Source organism: Pseudomonas sp. PA-6-3C (assembly GCF_021605825.1).
In the GTDB taxonomy this organism is placed as follows: Bacteria; Pseudomonadota; Gammaproteobacteria; order Pseudomonadales; family Pseudomonadaceae; genus Aquipseudomonas; species Aquipseudomonas edaphica.
In genome coordinates, this window is record NZ_WKDV01000033.1 from 46,668 (window position 1) to 61,388 (window position 14,721).

11 protein-coding genes are annotated in these 14,721 nt (G+C 60.7%); all 11 read right to left on the minus strand.

Annotation, left to right across the window (positions count from 1 at the left end; all coding sequences use genetic code 11):
- Positions 1 to 10: 10 nt before the first annotated feature.
- The 11 genes from acs to dksA all read right to left on the minus strand — a co-directional run bounded on the left by acs (position 11) and on the right by dksA (position 14,563).
- A complete protein-coding gene (acs, locus tag GIW48_RS20830) occupies positions 11 to 1,948 on the minus strand; it encodes an acetate--CoA ligase (protein WP_236460798.1) in 1,938 nt (645 codons plus the stop codon).
- 105 nt (positions 1,949 to 2,053) lie between these two features.
- Entirely contained in the window at positions 2,054 to 3,718 is a 1,665-nt protein-coding gene (gene pgi / locus GIW48_RS20835) for a glucose-6-phosphate isomerase (protein WP_017139241.1), read from the minus strand.
- Positions 3,719 to 3,942: 224 nt separating this feature from the next.
- Positions 3,943 to 4,794: a pantoate--beta-alanine ligase gene (gene panC, locus GIW48_RS20840; protein ID WP_236460797.1), complete on the minus strand. Its 852-nt coding sequence runs from the start codon at positions 4,792 to 4,794 to the stop codon at positions 3,943 to 3,945.
- On the minus strand, positions 4,791 to 5,591 hold the full coding sequence (gene panB / locus GIW48_RS20845) for a 3-methyl-2-oxobutanoate hydroxymethyltransferase (protein ID WP_017139239.1): 801 nt from the start codon (positions 5,589 to 5,591) through the stop codon (positions 4,791 to 4,793). Before panB ends, panC begins: the two co-directional genes overlap by 4 nt.
- A 315-nt stretch (positions 5,592 to 5,906) precedes the next feature.
- Positions 5,907 to 6,392, minus strand: coding sequence for a 2-amino-4-hydroxy-6-hydroxymethyldihydropteridine diphosphokinase (gene folK / locus GIW48_RS20850; RefSeq protein ID WP_017139238.1), 486 nt, complete (start codon positions 6,390 to 6,392; stop codon positions 5,907 to 5,909).
- A 2-nt stretch (positions 6,393 to 6,394) separates the two neighbouring features.
- A complete protein-coding gene (locus tag GIW48_RS20855) occupies positions 6,395 to 7,798 on the minus strand; it encodes a polynucleotide adenylyltransferase PcnB (RefSeq protein WP_017139237.1) in 1,404 nt (467 codons plus the stop codon).
- Between the two features lie 708 nt (positions 7,799 to 8,506).
- Positions 8,507 to 9,937 (minus strand): sigma-54-dependent transcriptional regulator, encoded by a 1,431-nt coding sequence (locus GIW48_RS20860; protein ID WP_017139236.1) that lies wholly within the window; start codon positions 9,935 to 9,937, stop codon positions 8,507 to 8,509.
- 22 nt (positions 9,938 to 9,959) lie between these two features.
- Positions 9,960 to 12,914, minus strand: coding sequence for a sensor histidine kinase (locus GIW48_RS20865; protein WP_017139235.1), 2,955 nt, complete (start codon positions 12,912 to 12,914; stop codon positions 9,960 to 9,962).
- The gene (locus GIW48_RS20870; protein ID WP_003176118.1) at positions 12,898 to 13,074 is read right to left on the minus strand and encodes a hypothetical protein; all 177 of its coding nucleotides are present in this window, start codon (positions 13,072 to 13,074) and stop codon (positions 12,898 to 12,900) included. Before GIW48_RS20870 ends, GIW48_RS20865 begins: the two co-directional genes overlap by 17 nt.
- A 62-nt stretch (positions 13,075 to 13,136) precedes the next feature.
- Positions 13,137 to 14,024: a tRNA glutamyl-Q(34) synthetase GluQRS gene (gluQRS, locus tag GIW48_RS20875; RefSeq protein ID WP_177034039.1), complete on the minus strand. Its 888-nt coding sequence runs from the start codon at positions 14,022 to 14,024 to the stop codon at positions 13,137 to 13,139.
- Positions 14,025 to 14,119: 95 nt separating this feature from the next.
- On the minus strand, positions 14,120 to 14,563 hold the full coding sequence (dksA, locus tag GIW48_RS20880; RefSeq protein WP_003194150.1) for an RNA polymerase-binding protein DksA: 444 nt from the start codon (positions 14,561 to 14,563) through the stop codon (positions 14,120 to 14,122).
- Positions 14,564 to 14,721: the final 158 nt, after the last annotated feature.

A 14,721-nucleotide genomic window follows, 5' to 3' on the forward strand; every position in this document is an offset into this window, starting at 1 on the left:
TGGGTGGCTCCTATCGGTTCAGGCGTTTATCGATCAGGCCGTCCACCACGCTCGGGTCGGCCAGGGTCGAGGTGTCGCCGAGGCTGTCGAGTTCGTTGCAGGCGATCTTGCGCAAAATGCGCCGCATGATCTTGCCCGAGCGGGTTTTCGGCAAGGCGGGCGCCCATTGGATCAGTTCCGGCTTGGCAAAGCTGCCGATTTCCTTGCTGACCAGCGCCAGCAAGTGTTTTTTCAGCTCATCGCTGGGCTCGACGCCATTCATTGGGGTGACAAACGCATAGATGCCCTGGCCTTTGACGTCGTGGGGGTAACCGACCACAGCGGCTTCGGCCACTTGGTCATGCAGCACCAGCGCGCTTTCCACTTCGGCGGTGCCGATGCGGTGGCCGGACACGTTGATCACGTCGTCAATGCGGCCGGTGATCCAATAGTCGCCATCCTCATCGCGGCGCGCACCGTCGCCGGTGAAGTAGTAGCCGGGGTAGGGTTTGAAATAGGTGTCGAGCATGCGCTGCGGGTCGCCGTAGACGCTGCGTATCTGCCCTGGCCAACTGGCCTTGATGGCGAGCACGCCACTGCCGGCGCCGTTGAACTCCTTGCCGTGTTCATCCAGCAGCACTGGCTGCACACCAAACATCGGTTGAGTCGCGCAGCCGGGTTTGATCCGCTGGGCGCTGACCAGCGGGCTGAGCATGATGCCGCCGGTTTCGGTCTGCCACCAGGTATCGACAATCGGGCAACGTTGCTCGCCCACGGCGTTGAAGTACCAATCCCAGGCCTCTGGGTTGATCGGCTCGCCGACGCTGCCCAGCAGGCGCAGGCTGGCGCGCGAGGTGTTCTGCAGTGGCCCGTGGCCCTCACGCATGAGCGCGCGCAATGCGGTGGGCGCGGTGTAGAAGATATTCACCTGGTGTTTATCGATGACCTGCCAGAAACGCGAGCTGTCCGGGTAGCTCGGCACGCCTTCGAACATCAGTGACGTCGCACCGTTGGCCAGCGGGCCGTACACGATATAGCTGTGGCCGGTGACCCAGCCCACGTCGGCGGTGCACCAGAACACTTCGCCGTCACGGTAGTCGAGCACGTACTTGAAGGTCATCGCCGCTTGCAGCAGGTAGCCACCGGTGGTGTGCAGCACGCCTTTGGGTTTGCCGGTGCTGCCGGAGGTGTAGAGGATAAACAACGGGTCTTCGGCGTCCATCGGCTCGGGCGGGCAATCAGCGCTGGCGGCGTCCAGGGCGGCTTGATACTTGAGGTCGCGGCCTTCTACCCAGTCAAGTTTCGCCCCCGTGCGCTCCACCACCAGTACCGTGCTGACGTTCGGGCAACTGGCCAGGGCTTTGTCGACATTCTTTTTCAAGGCCACCGGCTTGCCGCCGCGCACGCCTTCATCGGCGGTGATCACGGTGCGACAGTCGGCATCGAGGATGCGGTCGCGCAGGGCATCCGGAGAGAAGCCGCCGAACACCACCGAGTGCACCGCGCCAATCCGGGTGCAGGCCAGCATCGCGTAGGCGGCTTCCGGGATCATCGGCATGTAGATACACACCCGGTCGCCTTTTTTCACCCCACGGCTTTTCAGCACATTGGCCAGGCGGCTGACGTTTTGATGAAGTTGGCGGTAGGAAATTTTGGAGGACTTTGCAGGATCATCGCCTTCCCAGATAAAGGCCGGCTGGTCGGCGCGTTGCGCCAGGTGACGGTCGATGCAGTTGTAGCTGACGTTCAGTTGGCCGCCGGCAAACCACTGGGCTGCGCCGGTAGTGATGTCCGAGTGCTGCACGGTGTGCCAGGGTTTGATCCAGTCGAGAAAGTCCTTGGCCTGCTCGGCCCAGAAGGTATCGGGTTGCTCAATGGATTGGCGATAGAGGCGCTGGTACTCGTCTTGACTGAGCTGCGCGGCCTGGCGGACGGCATCGGCGTTGGGGAATGTGCGGATATCGAACATGAGCGGTCCTTATTCTTGTTTTAGCGACAAGGCATAAAGATGCACGCTGTGGGGAGAGGGTTCAAGGCCAACGTCCAAACGGACGTTGGCCTTGGTGTACCGGCCTCAGCCGCGGTGACGACCGCGGAAGTAGTTGATCAGGCCCTGGGTCGACGCATCGTCAGCCAGGGTTTCTTCGGCGCCGGTCAGGCGGTTGTAGACACCTTTGCCCAGCTCTTTGCCCAGCTCCACGCCCCATTGGTCGAAGGCGTTGATGCCCCAGACCACGCTTTGTACAAACACTTTGTGTTCATACATGGCGACCAGTGCGCCCAAGCGACGTGGGCTGATGCGCTCGACCACGATGGTGTTGCTCGGACGGTTGCCCGGGATCACCTTGTGAGGCGCCAGCTTCTGCACTTCGGCTTCCGGCAGGCCTTTTTCGCGCAACTCAGCCTCGGCTTCACTGCGGGTCTTGCCGAGCATCAGTGCCTGGCTCTGGGACAGGCAGTTGGCGTACAGCCACTGGTGATGGTCGGACACCGGGTTGAAGCTGACGATCGGCACAATGAAGTCGGCCGGGATCAGTTGAGTCCCCTGGTGCAGTAACTGGTGGTAAGCATGCTGACCGTTGCAACCGACACCGCCCCAGATAACGGGGCCAGTATCGGTAGACACCGGTGTGCCGTCCTGGCGCACGCTTTTGCCGTTGGACTCCATGTCCAGCTGTTGCAAGTGTTTGGTGATGTTACGCAGATAGTGGTCATACGGCAGGATCGCATGGCTCTGCGCACCCCAGAAGTTGCCGTACCACACGCCCAGCAGGCCCAGCAGCACCGGCATGTTTTGCTCGAACGGCGCGTTCTGGAAGTGCTGGTCCATGGTGTAGGCACCGGACAACAGTTCTTTGAAGTTGGACATGCCGATGGCCAGGGCGATTGGCAAGCCAATGGCCGACCACAGCGAGTAACGGCCGCCGACCCAGTCCCACATCGGGAAGATGTTTTCTTCACGGATACCGAACGCCACGGCCGCCGCGTTGTTGCTCGATACGGCGATAAAGTGACGGTACAGTTCGGCTTCCGAGCCACCCTGGGCCAGGTACCAGGCGCGGGCGGCCTGGGCGTTTTTCAGGGTTTCGAGGGTGTTGAAGGATTTGGACGAAACGATAAACAGCGTGGTCTCGGCGCGCAGCTTCTGGGTCAGTTCGTGGAACTCGCTGCCGTCGATGTTTGCCAGGTAGTGGCAGCGCACGCCTTTGTGGGCGTAGGACAGCAATGCCTCGGAGACCAGCTCCGGGCCGAGGAACGAACCACCGATGCCGATATTCACTACGTCAGTGATCGGCTTCTCGGTGTAACCACGCCACAGGCCGTCGTGGATGCGGCCGACCAGGTCAGTGATCTGGTTCAGCACCTTGTGCACGTCCGGCATGATGTTTACGCCGTTGACCGACAGCTTGTCGCCCACTGGGCGGCGCAGCGCGGTGTGCAGGGCGGGGCGACCTTCGGAAGAGTTGACCGGCTCGCCTGCGTACAGCGCGTCAATCGCGGCTTTAAGGTTGACTTCTTTGGCCAGGCCCACCAGCAGGTCACGGGTTTCGCTGGTGATCAGGTTTTTCGAGTAATCGAGGAAAAGCCCGCAGCTGCTCAAGGTGAACTGGGAAAAGCGCTGGGGATCGGCATTGAACGCGTCGCGCATGCTGAAATCCTGCATGGCTTGGCGATGTTGATTGAGCGCTTGCCAAGCGGGCAGAGCGGTAACGTCATGAGGAGTGCGGTAGTACGCCATCGCTGCGGGTTTCCTTTTATTACGGGGACTTGCCTTTAGGACACTTCTAAATCCGGAACGTTGAGTCTTTCATCAGGCGTTTGAGTCCGGTCAGCGCCAACAATGGCGCAGGGCGATTACATTAAACCTAGCGTGTCGATATGTCTTGGCTTTGTCTGCGCTGTTGCCGGTACTTTTTTATACCGGCACAGCGATCAGGGCAACAGGCGAAGTGCCTGGCGGGGTCAGTTGAGGGTCAAATGCAGGTTGTCGATCAGGCGTGTCGCACCCAGATAGGCCGCCACGAGGATGACGATATCCCGATCCACAGGCGTGGCCGCACGCAGGTGCACGCCTTGGCGCACTTCCAGGTAATCCATGCGCAGCCCGGCAGCTTCAATCTGCGCGATCTGCTCGGTACGCAGCTTGGCGAAATCCTGCTCGCCGCCTTTTATAGCCGCCGCAATCTGGCTGAGGCTGCGGTAGAGCACCGGCGCAATCGCGCGCTGTTCTTCGTTGAGGTAGCCGTTGCGTGACGACAGCGCCAGGCCGTCGGCGGCGCGCACGGTGGGCTCGCCGATGATCTGGATGGGCATGTTCAAGTCATGCACCATGGCGCGGATGACCGCCAGTTGCTGGTAGTCCTTCTGGCCAAATACGGCCATGTCCGGCTGGACCATGTTGAACAGCTTGCTCACCACCGTCGCCACACCTTCGAAGTGCCCGGGGCGGCTGGCACCGCACAGGCCCTCGGACAGTTGCGGAACGCTGACGCGGGTTTGGCCGGTCATGCCGCCGGGGTACATTTCGTCAACGGTGGGCGCAAACAACAGGTTGCAACCGGCTTGCAGCAGCTTTTCCTGGTCGGCCGCCAGCGTGCGCGGGTACTTGTCCAGGTCTTCGCCAGCGCCGAACTGCAACGGGTTGACGAAAATGCTCGCCACCACAAAGTCCGATTGCTGTGCTGCCTTGGTCACCAAGGTGGCGTGGCCGCTGTGCAGGTTGCCCATGGTGGGCACAAAGCCAATGCGTTTGCCGGCACTGCGCGCGTGGGCGACGGCGGCGCGTAGTTCTCTTACGGTTTTAACGGTGTTCATGCAGAGAACCCATGTTCTTCGCCAGGGAACGTCACGGCTTTGACTTCACTCACGTAGGCGGCCAGGGCTGCCTGGATGCTGTCCTGGCCTGCCATGAAGTTTTTCACGAATTTGGGCGCACGGCCGGTCAGCGACAGGCCGAGCATGTCGTGTACCACCAGCACTTGGCCGTCGGTGGCCGAGCCTGCGCCAATGCCGATCACCGGCACTTTGACTGCCTGGGTAATTTCTGCCGCCAGTTCGCTGGGCACGCATTCGAGCAGGATCATCGCGGCGCCGGCTTGCTCCAGGGCAATGGCATCCGCACGCATCTGGCGCGCCTGGGCTTCATTGCGGCCTTGCACCTTGTAGCCGCCGAAGATGTTCACCGACTGCGGTGTCAGGCCCATGTGCACGCACACTGGAACGCCGCGCTCAGCCAGCAGCCGGATCGACTCCGCCAGCCATACCGCGCCTTCGACTTTGATCATGTGTGCACCGGCTTGCATCAGCTTGCCGGCGTTCTGGAAGGTTTGTTCAAGGGTGGCGTAACCCATGAACGGCAGGTCAGCGATGATGAAGGCGCCGTTGTTACCGCGTTTGACGCTGGCCGTGTGGTACGCAAGTTCGTCAGTGGTGACCGGCAGGGTGCTGTCATTCCCTTGAAGAACCATGCCCAGTGAATCGCCAATCAACAGCACTTCAACCCCGGCCTCACAGCTGGCGTGGGCGAAGGTGGCGTCATAGCAGGTCAGCATGGTGATTTTTTCACCTTTGAGCTTCAGGCTCTGCAAGGTGGTCAGGGTAATGTCTGGCATGGAAAGGGTCCTCGTTCAGGCGCTTGGAAACAGCGAGTAACGCGCGTGAGTCTTCGTTTATACAGGCGCACTGTCTTGAGAGCAGTGCTTATAAGGCCTGGATTGCGCCCTTCAGCGCCGGGTTGGCGGCAGCGGGACGCCTATAGTCGTGATGAGGACACGGGAAGTCAATTGGATGTGTTACCGCATTGTTACGAGTGGGGTGTTACCCCTGTTACGGGTGGGAGCTGGCGTGCCTGCGATGGCAGCATCGCGCAATAGCGGGTGTACCGAGTTGCCCGCATCGCAGGCAAGCCGGGTCCCACATTGACCGAGTCAGTCTCGGGGCACGCGCTCCAGGCCAACAAACGGGCAGGCGGCCAGCAAGTCGCTAAGTGTTTGGCCATTGGGCAGTTGCAGGTCGGCGGGTGCCAGCTCTGCCAGCGGGTACAGCACAAACGCGCGCAAATGCATCTGATAGTGCGGCACCTTCAGCCGCGGCGTGTCGATCAGGCGGTCGCCAAACAACAGGATATCCAGGTCCAGGGTGCGCGGGCCCCAGCGTTCAAGGCGCTCGCGGCCCTGGTCGTTCTCGATGGTTTGCAGGGCATCGAGTAAATCCAGTGGCGCAAGATCGCTGTCCAGGGCGGCGACCGCATTGGTGTAGCGCGGTTGGCCCGGGAGCAGGGAGTCACTTTGATAGAACGCCGACACGCCAACGAGGGCCGTGCCGGGCAATTGCGCCAGGGCTTCGACAGCGCTGCGCAATTGCTGGTCCGGGGCAGCCAGGTTGCTGCCCATGCCAATGTAGACACGTTCCACGTTTATTCGCCCGCAGCGCCCGAGGCATCGGCCGCGCTGCGTTTGCGCTTGGTGCCGCTGCGACGACGTTTTTTCGGGCCAGTGCCTTCGCCATCGCCTTTGCTGCCGAGGTCGCGAATCATCTCGCGGCGCTGGCTGTCATTGGCATCCTGGTAGTCGGTCCACCATTCGCCCAGGCCGTCGGTCTGCTCGCCGGCGCTTTCGCGCAGCAGCAGGAAGTCGTAACCGGCACGGAAGCGCGGGTTGTCCAGCAACAGGTCGGCGCGCTTGCCACTGCGGCGTGGCAGGCGCTCCTGCATGTCCCAGATCTCGCGGATCGGCATGGTGAAGCGTTTGGGAATGGCGATGCGCTGGCACTGCTCGGCGATCAGCTCATGTGCGGCTTCCTGCATGGCCGGAATCGGCGGCATGCCACGGTCTTGCAGGCGCAATACGCGCTTGGGCAGGGCAGGCCACAGCAGGGCGGCAAACAGGAACGCCGGCGTTACCGGTTTGTTCTGCTTGATGCGCAAGTCGGTGTTGATCAACGCTTCGCTGATCAGCGTGTGGGTGTACGTGGGGTTGTATTCCAGTGCCTCGGCGCTGGCCGGGAACAGCGGGTCGAACAGTTGCAGGTCGACCAGCATTTCGAACGTATCGGCGGCATAACCCGAGAGGAACAACTTCAGCACTTCTTCGAACAGGCGTGCCGAAGGAATTTCCCGCAGCATCGGCGCCAGCTCGCGAATCGGCGCGGCGGTGTGTTTCTCGATGCCGAAGTTCAGCTTGGCGGCAAAGCGCACGGCGCGCAGCATGCGTACCGGGTCTTCCTGGTAACGCTGCGTCGGGTCGCCGATCAGGCGGATCAGGTTGTTGCGAATGTCGTGTACGCCGTTGGCGTAATCGAGAATGCGCTCGCTGACCGGGTCGTAATACAGGGCGTTGATGGTGAAGTCGCGGCGCTGCGCGTCTTCTTCCAAGGTGCCGTACACGTTGTCACGCAGGATGCGGCCGCTCTCGTTGCGGGAAGACTGATTGGTGTCTTCCTCATCATCGTTTTGCGGATGGCCTGCGCGGAACGTCGCGACCTCGATGATTTCGCGACCAAAGTGGATATGCACCAACTTGAAGCGGCGACCGATGATTCGCGCATTGCGAAACTCGGCACGCACCTGCTCCGGCGTGGCGCTGGTGGCGACGTCGAAATCCTTGGGCGTGATATTGAGCAGCATGTCACGTACGCAGCCGCCCACCAGATAAGCCTGGTAGCCGGCGTTCTGCAAACGTTCGACGATGTTCACTGCATAGCGGCTGAATTGAGCGCGCTGCAATGAATGCTGATTGCTGTTAAGCACTTCAGGCGTGCTGCGAATGTGTTGCGTACGACGCAAGGGGGAACGGAATGACTGGAACAACTTCTTCAGCATGGGATGCACTGTTTGAAGGAATGTTCGGCCATAACGAAGAATGACCGCATGATGGGCCGGGATTCTAGCATTTAGTCGAGGGATGGTGTAGGAACAAGCTGCAAGGCTTGAGCCAGAAGCTTAAAGAAGGGTGTGAGCGGGTCAAATGCCGGAAACTACAAGGGGAGCCGAAGCTCCCCCAGAAGTAGTTGCGTGCTCTATTTTTATTATGGTTGCGGGCTTTTTGTTTTTGTTGATCGCCCTCGCCATGAAGTTTCACCTTCATGACACTCCCAATAGGGAGCCAAGAGCAAACGGATTGCTTTGGTCGCTGTGTTGCTGATCTACGATCCAACCAGTTCAGGCTCTGCCTTAGGGCAGTTTTTGTTGTTCTCGGCCTGGTTGCGGGGCAAGCCCCAAATGCAACGCCTCTCCAAAAGAATCAGTTAGCTGCGCCTCCGCCGTGTTGTTTTTGTTATGCGTGAGTCGATTCGTCTTATTTTTATTGTCTTGTACAAAGCTTGTTATTGTTTTTGTACTAAGCATATAGCAGGGTGCGTGCCAACTTTTGTGCCGCCCAGCAAAACCGGGGGTTTGAGCTGGTTCTGGCTTTTGGAAGGGCGAAAAAAAGCCGGGGCTTCGTTACCGTAAGCCCCGGCTTCTGTTACGTGAAAAAGCTGCGGTAACAGTTTTTTCACATCTGAGGGTGTTACCTGTGGGGGTGCGCCCTCAGCTTTCGCTGGCCACCCCGGTCTTGCGCCGTGGAATGCCCAGGCGTTGGCGCCGTTCCCACAGGCATTTGCGACTTACGCCCAGCTTGCGAGCCAGCTCGGTCTCGGTCATATGGTCCTGATGCTCAAGCACGAAGTGCTGGAAGTAGTCTTCCAGTGACAGGTCTTCGGTCGGCTCATGGCTGGTATTGCTGCCACCGCCCTGTTGCGGGGCCAGGCCGATGAAGTCGTCGTCTTCCAGGTCGCTCAGCTCGATATCGATACCCAGCAGCTCGGCAGAAATTTCCGGGCTCTCCGACAGAATCACCGCACGCTCGACCGCGTTCTCCAGTTCGCGGACGTTACCCGGCCACGAGTAATGCCGAATCGCCTGCTCGGCGTCGGCGGCAAACTTGAGGTCGGTACGGTTGATGCGCGCGCTCTGGCGCAGCAGAAACGCGCTGGCGATCTCATTCACGTCGGCGCCACGCTCGCGCAAGGCCGGCAGCTTGAGGGCGATTACGTGCAGGCGGTAATACAAGTCTTCCCGGAACTGGCCGATCTTGGCCAGGCTCTTGAGGTCACGGTGGGTCGCGGCGATCAGGCGCACATCGACCTTCTGTGATTGCACCGAACCGACACGGCGAATCTCGCCTTCCTGCAACACGCGCAGCAAGCGCGCCTGGGCTTCCAGGGGCAGTTCGCCAATTTCGTCGAGGAACAAGGTGCCGCCGTCCGCCGCTTCGACCAACCCCGCACGCCCGGCGCTGGCGCCGGTAAATGCGCCTTTCTCGTGCCCGAACAGTTCGGACTCGATCAGGGATTCGGGAATCGCCGCGCAGTTCACCGAAATCATCGGCGCTTTGGCACGTTTGGACAGGTTGTGCAGGGCGCGGGCCACCAGCTCTTTACCGGTGCCCGACTCGCCCTGGATCAATACATTGGAGTCGGTCGGCGCCACTTTGCGGATCTTGCTGTACAGATCCTGCATCGGTGGGCAGGAGCCGATGATGCCGATCTCGCCATTGCTGTTGTCGACCCCCGGCTTCTCGGCAGCCTTGCCGGCAGGACGCTGTTCGGCCGGCGCACTGCCAGCCGACTGACGGTCACGCAGAATGCGCGCCACGGCCTGGAGCATTTCGTCGTGATCGAAAGGCTTGGCGATGTAGTCCACCGCGCCCATCTTCATCGAGTCCACCGCCGAGCGCAGGCTGGCGTAGCTGGTCATGATCAGCACGGGCGTGCCCTGGCCAAGCTTGATCAGCTCGGTCCCCGGCGCGCCCGGCAGGCGCAGGTCGCTGACAATCAGGTCGAACGTGGGAATGCTGAAACGCTCTTGGGCTTCCTGCACCGAGCCGGCTTCGCTGACCTGGTACTGATTACGTTCAAGCAGGCGACGCAAGGCAGAGCGGATAATGGTTTCGTCTTCGACGATCAAAATGTGCGGCATTGATTCAATTCTCTCGACGGTCTCAGTTCACAGCGGACGTCGCTTCGACATGACGCGGCAAGGTCACCCGAATACGGGTGCCGCGTTGGCTTTCGGTGTCAGCCGGGCTGTCGATGGTGATTTGTCCATAATGCTCTTCAACGATGGAATAGACCAGTGCAAGGCCCAGACCGGTACCTTCACCCGGGTCCTTGGTGGTGAAGAAAGGTTCGAACAATCGATCCATGATGTTCTGTGGAATACCGCTGCCTTCGTCCTCCACGATCAGGTCGACCGTGTGCTCGAAAGCCTCGCTCTTGACGCGTACCGCACTGCCGGCGGGCGTTGCGTCACGGGCGTTTGAAAGCAGGTTGATCAGCACCTGCGCCAAGCGTTGGGAGTCGCCGTCAACCCAGTGGTCCGGGTCGCACAGGTTAAAAAACTGTACTTCGAAATTGCGCCGGTTCAAGGCCAGCAGCCCAATGGCATCCTGCGCCACTTCCGCCAGGCACACCGCTTCGTCATGGTTCTGATGCGCGCCGGCGTGGGCGAAGCTCATCAGCGACTGCACGATGCGTGACACGCGCTTGGTCTGCTCGAGGATCTGCCCGCTGATTTCGGTGATTTCAGCGTCTTCTTCGCGCTCTTCCCGCAGGTTTTGCGCCAGGCACGCGATACCGGTGATCGGGTTGCCGATTTCATGGGCCACACCCGCAGCCAGGCGACCGATGCTGGCCAGGCGTTCGGAGTGCACCAGCTTGTCTTCGAGCATCTGGGTTTCGGTCAGGTCTTCCACCAGCAGCACCAGGCCACTGTTGCCCGGCGCCAGCGGCTCGTCGATCGCCGCTTTGTGCAGATTGAGCCAGCGGGTCTGGCCGTCCAGCGCCAGGTGCTGTTTGTGCAAGTGCTCGTCGGGCAGGTTGATAAAGCCTTGCAACAGTTCTTTCCAAGGGTCGCCCAAGGTGTTCAGGCGTGAACCCACAACACGTTGTGCGGCGATGCCGGTGAGTTCTTCCATCGCCTTGTTCCACATCAGGATCTCTTGATCCTTGGCCAGGGAACACACGCCCATCGGCAGTTCTTGAAGGGTTTGACGGTGATAGCGGCGCAGGGCATCGAGTTCGGCGGCAAGGCCGGTGAGGCGTGAGTGGTAATCCTCCAGCCGGCTCTCGATGAAATGGATGTCTTCGGTGACGTAGTTTTCGCCGCCGGCCTTGTAGGGCAAGAAGGTTTCCACCATGTCCTGGGACACGCTCGGTCCCATCAGGCCGGACAGGTTGGCCTCAATGCGGTCGCGCAAACGGCGCAGGGCGTAGGGCCGGCGCTCGTCAAACGGCAGGTAAAGGTCGCGCAGCGCCTGCTCGACTTCCTTTTGCGCAGCCTTGGCGCCCAGCGGCTTGGCCAGTTGGGTGGCGAACTCTTGCGGTGAGGCGGCGTGCAGCTCGCGGCGTTGTGGGCGGCGCACGTTGTCCACCGCGCAGGCTTCGGCGGCGCTGGTTTCTTCGGGGCTGGCGTTGGTGAACAGCGAGATCAGGGTAAACATCAGCACGTTGGCGGCCAAGGAGGCGATCGCCGCCATGTGCCAGCTGGTGTCATCCAGCACGTAGATCATGTTCAGCAGCGGAATATAGAAGCCCTGCAAGTTGCCGACCAGCGGCAGCAGCATGGTCACCATCCACACCAGAATGCCTGCCAGCAGCCCGGCGATAAAGCCGCGACGGTTGGCGGTTGGCCAGTACAGCACCGACAACACACCCGGCAAGAACTGCAAGGTCGCTACAAACGCGACGATGCCGAGGTTGGCCAGATCTTGCCCAGCGCCCAGCAGCAGGTAGAAGCCATAGCCGGCCATGATGATGGCGACGATCAGCGCGCGGCGCGTCCATTTCAGCCAGCGGTAGATATTACCTTCGGCTGGCGGCTGATACAGCGGCAGCACCAGGTGATTGAGCGCCATGCCGGAGAGTGCCAGCGTGGTGACGATGATCAAGCCACTGGCCGCCGACAAACCGCCCACGTAAGCCAGCAATGCGAGGGATTTGCTGTTGGCGGCAATACCGACGCCAAGGGTGAAGTATTCGGGGTTGGTGGTGGCGCCGAGCTTGAGGCCGGCCCACAGGATCAGCGGCACCGCCAGGCTCATCAGCAGCAGGAATAACGGCAAACCCCAGCTGGCGCTGACCAATGAGCGCGGGTTGAGGTTCTCGGTGAAGGTCATGTGGTACATGTGCGGCATCACGATGGCCGAGGCAAAGAACACCAGCAGCAGCGTGCGCCATGGGCCTTCCTGCAACGGCGTGTGCAAAGCGGCGAGGGCGGTCTGGTTTTGCAGCAACCACAACTCCAACTGTTGCGGCCCGTCGAATACGCCATACAGCGCATACAGGCCGACACCGCCGATGGCGATCAGCTTGATCACCGACTCAAAGGCAATCGCAAACACCAGGCCTTCGTGTTTTTCGCGGGTGGCGATATGGCGTGAACCGAAGAAAATCGTGAACAGCGTGATCAGTGCGCAGAAGGCCAGGGCAACGCGGTGCTGCACCGGTTCGCGGGTGAGGATGCTGATGGAGTCCGCCACCGCCTGGATCTGCAGGGCCAGCAACGGCAGCACGCCGATCAGCATGAAAATCGTGGTCAGCGCGCCGGCCCAGGTGCTGCGAAAGCGGAAGGCAAACAAGTCCGCCAGGGACGACAGCTGATAGGTGCGGGTGATTTTCAGGATCGGGTACAGCAACACCGGCGCCAGCAGGAACGCGCCGGACACGCCCAGGTAGCTGGACAGAAAGCCGTAGCCATACTGATAGGCCAGCCCCACCGTGCCATAAAATGCCCAGGCGCTGGCGTAGACGCCCAGGGACAAGGTGTAGGTCAACGGATGGCGAATGATCGCCCGCGGAATCATTCCGCGCTCACTGATCCAGGCAACCCCGAACAACGCGGCCAGGTAGGCGGCGCTGATCAGCAGCATCTGGGTGAGGCTAAAGCTCATCGGCATCTTTTTGGCTCTGCAGGATGAAGGTCACGACGATCAGGATCAACCACAGCAGATAAGGGCGATACCAGGCGCCCGTGGCGTCGATCCACCAATCCATGATGGCCGGGGAAAACAGGTAGATCCCGACGACCAGCAGCAGGACCAATCGATAGATGTACATGTTGGCCTCTGATTAAAAAACTGCCGCGATGGTAACGGATGCTTGGCAAGCTGCAAGCGCCTTCAGCTCAATTGCGCTTCGGCCAGCGTGAGTGTGCGCGGAATCTGGCTGGCGTCCCAGTGTGCAATGCCCCAATCCAGCAGTTCCCGTGGGCTGGCGTGCAGCAGTTCGCTGCCGGGTTGCTGGCCGAGGGCGCGCAACGCTCTCAATAGCAAAGGTGTGGCCTGGTCGGGTGTCAACGGCGGCGAGCGGTAGGATTTGCCCAGCTTGTTGCCGTCCGGCTGGGTGATCAGCGGCACGTGCAGGTAGCGCGGTTGGCGCAGACCCAGCAGTTCCTGCAGGTAAAGCTGGCGCGGCGTGGAATCGAGCAGGTCGGCGCCGCGCACGATGTCGGTGACACCTTGCCAGGCATCGTCGAGTACCACTGCCAGTTGGTAGGCATACAGGCCATCGCGACGGCGGATGATGAAATCGCCCACATCACGGCCCAGGTGCTGTCGGAATTCGCCTTGCACGCGGTCGGTAAAGTGATACTCCAGCTCCGGAACGCGCAGGCGGATCGCCGCGTCTTGCTGATCGTGCCCGAGGTTTCGGCACAGGCCTGGATAGATCCCGTGGTAGGGCTCCAATTGTTTACGCGAGCAGGTACAGGCGTAAGCCAGGCCGTGGTTGAACATGTCGTTCAAGACTTTTGCGTAGGCATCATGCCGCTCGCTTTGCCGGACCAGTTCCCCGTCCCACTCGAAGCCATAGCTTTCCAGGGCGTGCAGGATCGCCGCCTGGGCGCCGGGTTCTTCACGGGGTGGGTCGAGGTCTTCCATGCGCATCAGCCAGCGGCCGTGATTGGCGCGGGCATCGAGGTAGGAGGCGAGGCCGGCAACCAGCGAACCGAAGTGCAGGTGGCCGCTGGGCGTGGGGGCGAAACGCCCGATATAAGTAGAGGCTGTCATGGGCCGGATACTACTGGAAAACCGCGGAACGCCAGAAACAAAAATGGAGCGTTTGCACGCCCCATTTTTTGTTTGTCGCGTTCAGCCCGGCAGGGTTACTTGCCGACCTGTTTTTCCTTGATTTCAGCCAAGGTCTTGCAGTCTACGCACAGGTCCGCGGTTGGGCGGGCTTCCAGGCGGCGAATACCAATCTCGACGCCGCAGGATTCGCACCAGCCGTATTCCTCGTCCTTGATCAGTTGCAGGGTCTTGTCGATCTTCTTGATCAGCTTGCGCTCTCGATCACGCGCTCGCAGTTCAAGGGCGAACTCTTCTTCCTGGCTCGCACGGTCGGCCGGATCAGGAAAGTTGGCTGCTTCGTCCTTCATGTGGTCAACGGTACGATCAACCTCCTGCATCAAGTCCTGTTTCCACTTGTTCAGGATCTTGGTGAAGTGCTCGCGCATGGGCTCGCCCATGTACTCCTCGCCCTTTTTTTCCACATAGGGTTCGAAGCCGCCGAGGCCTTGAGTCTGCTGTTGCTTTGCTTGGGTGGACATGAATAGACCGCCTCTCACTCTTCTAATCCATTGCGCAGGATTGCAACGTCACCGACACCTGCCGGCCCTGCGGCTGCAAGCGGGCGAACTTACCAGATAGATTCGGGGTGCGCCACTCCCGGTTGTCGAGGCCCAACGTGGCAGGCTTGCAAACTGTC

Excerpts from the sequence above, each read along its gene's own strand:
- acs (WP_236460798.1), bottom strand. The coding sequence starts at position 1,948 with ATGTTCGATATCCGCACATTCCCCAACGCCGATGCCGTCCGCCAGGCC.
- pgi (WP_017139241.1), bottom strand. The coding sequence starts at position 3,718 with ATGGCGTACTACCGCACTCCTCATGACGTTACCGCTCTGCCCGCTTGG.
- panC (WP_236460797.1), bottom strand. The coding sequence starts at position 4,794 with ATGAACACCGTTAAAACCGTAAGAGAACTACGCGCCGCCGTCGCCCAC.
- panB (WP_017139239.1), bottom strand. The coding sequence starts at position 5,591 with ATGCCAGACATTACCCTGACCACCTTGCAGAGCCTGAAGCTCAAAGGT.
- GIW48_RS20855 (WP_017139237.1), bottom strand. The coding sequence starts at position 7,798 with ATGCTGAAGAAGTTGTTCCAGTCATTCCGTTCCCCCTTGCGTCGTACG.
- GIW48_RS20860 (WP_017139236.1), bottom strand. The coding sequence starts at position 9,937 with ATGCCGCACATTTTGATCGTCGAAGACGAAACCATTATCCGCTCTGCC.
- GIW48_RS20865 (WP_017139235.1), bottom strand. The coding sequence starts at position 12,914 with ATGCCGATGAGCTTTAGCCTCACCCAGATGCTGCTGATCAGCGCCGCC.
- GIW48_RS20870 (WP_003176118.1), bottom strand. The coding sequence starts at position 13,074 with ATGTACATCTATCGATTGGTCCTGCTGCTGGTCGTCGGGATCTACCTG.
- gluQRS (WP_177034039.1), bottom strand. The coding sequence starts at position 14,024 with ATGACAGCCTCTACTTATATCGGGCGTTTCGCCCCCACGCCCAGCGGC.
- dksA (WP_003194150.1), bottom strand. The coding sequence starts at position 14,563 with ATGTCCACCCAAGCAAAGCAACAGCAGACTCAAGGCCTCGGCGGCTTC.